This is a genomic window from Streptomyces sp. NPDC055078 (genome assembly GCF_053607985.1).
Window position 1 is genome coordinate 1 of sequence record NZ_JBSGUP010001118.1, and the last position, 1342, is coordinate 1342.

The following is a 1342-nucleotide window of genomic DNA, read 5'->3' on the forward strand; positions in this document are numbered from 1 at the left end:
CCTTCGCCGAGCGCAGGCTCGACCCGGCGGTCCACGGCAACGCCATAGACTCCTTCGCCGCGCAGGGTGCTTCGGTCCCCGGCAGCGACAGCGAGAAGGCCGCGGTCAAGGCCGGGTTCACCACCACCGAGGTCTACCCGCTGGCGCTCTTCGCCATCGCGGGCATGCTGGTGTTCCCCGCCGCCAACGATCTGCTGACGCTGTTCATCGCGCTCGAAGTCTTCTCGCTCCCGCTCTACCTCCTGTGCGCGCTCGCCCGCCGCAAGCGGCTGATGTCGCAGGAGGCCGCGGTGAAGTACTTCCTGCTGGGCGCCTTCTCGTCGGCGTTCATGCTGTTCGGGATCGCCCTGCTGTACGGGTACGCGGGCTCGGTCTCGTACGCCCGGATCGCGGATGTGGTGGACGGCACCGTCCGCACCATCGACCCGGTGCTCGCCGACACCATGGGCAATGACGCGCTGCTGCTCATCGGCGTCGCGCTGATCCTGATGGGTCTGCTCTTCAAGGTCGGCGCGGTGCCGTTCCATATGTGGACCCCGGATGTCTACCAGGGCGCCCCCACCCCGATCACCGGCTTCATGGCCGCGGCGACCAAGGTGGCCGCCTTCGGCGCGCTGCTGCGGCTGCTGTACGTGGTGCTGCCGGGGATGAGCTGGGACTGGCGGCCGGTGATGTGGGCGATCGCGATCGTCACCATGCTGGGCGGCGCGATCGTCGCCATCACCCAGACCGACATCAAGCGTCTGCTGGCGTACTCCTCGATCGCCCACGCCGGGTTCATCCTGGCCGGTGTGATCGCGGCCCGGCCCAGCGGTGTGTCGTCGGTGCTCTTCTATCTGGGCGCGTACTCGTTTGTGACGATCGGCGCGTTCGCGGTCGTCACGCTGGTACGGGACGCGGGCGGCGAGGCGACGCATCTGTCCAAGTGGGCCGGTCTCGGGCGGCGTTCGCCCATGATCGCGGCGGTGTTCGCGATCTTCCTGCTCGCCTTCGCCGGCATTCCGCTGACCTCGGGCTTCTCGGGCAAGTTCGCCGTCTTCAAGGCGGCGGCGGAGGGCGGCGCCGGGGCACTGGTCGTCGTCGGTGTCATCTCCTCCGCGATCGCGGCGTTCTTCTACATCCGCGTCATCGTCCTGATGTTCTTCAGCGAGCCGAAGGCAGACGGCCCGACCGTCGCGGTCCCCTCGGCGATGACGATGACAGCGATCGGCCTGGGCGTGGTGGTGACCCTGGTGCTGGGCGTGGCCCCGCAGTACTTCCTGGACCTGGCGAGCCAGGCGGGAGTGTTCGTGCGGTAGCGCGCGGCGCGCGATTCGCCGAAGGGCCCGGCTCCCATGGGGGG

The 1342-nt window shown here is 69.0% G+C and carries 1 protein-coding gene; it reads left to right on the top strand.

All coding sequences use genetic code 11. The annotated features are described in order from the left end of the window. A partial coding sequence (gene nuoN / locus ACWF94_RS40595) for an NADH-quinone oxidoreductase subunit NuoN (protein WP_453500332.1) occupies nucleotides 1-1298 on the top strand: 1298 nt, incomplete at its 5' end. Nucleotides 1299-1342: the final 44 nt, after the last annotated feature.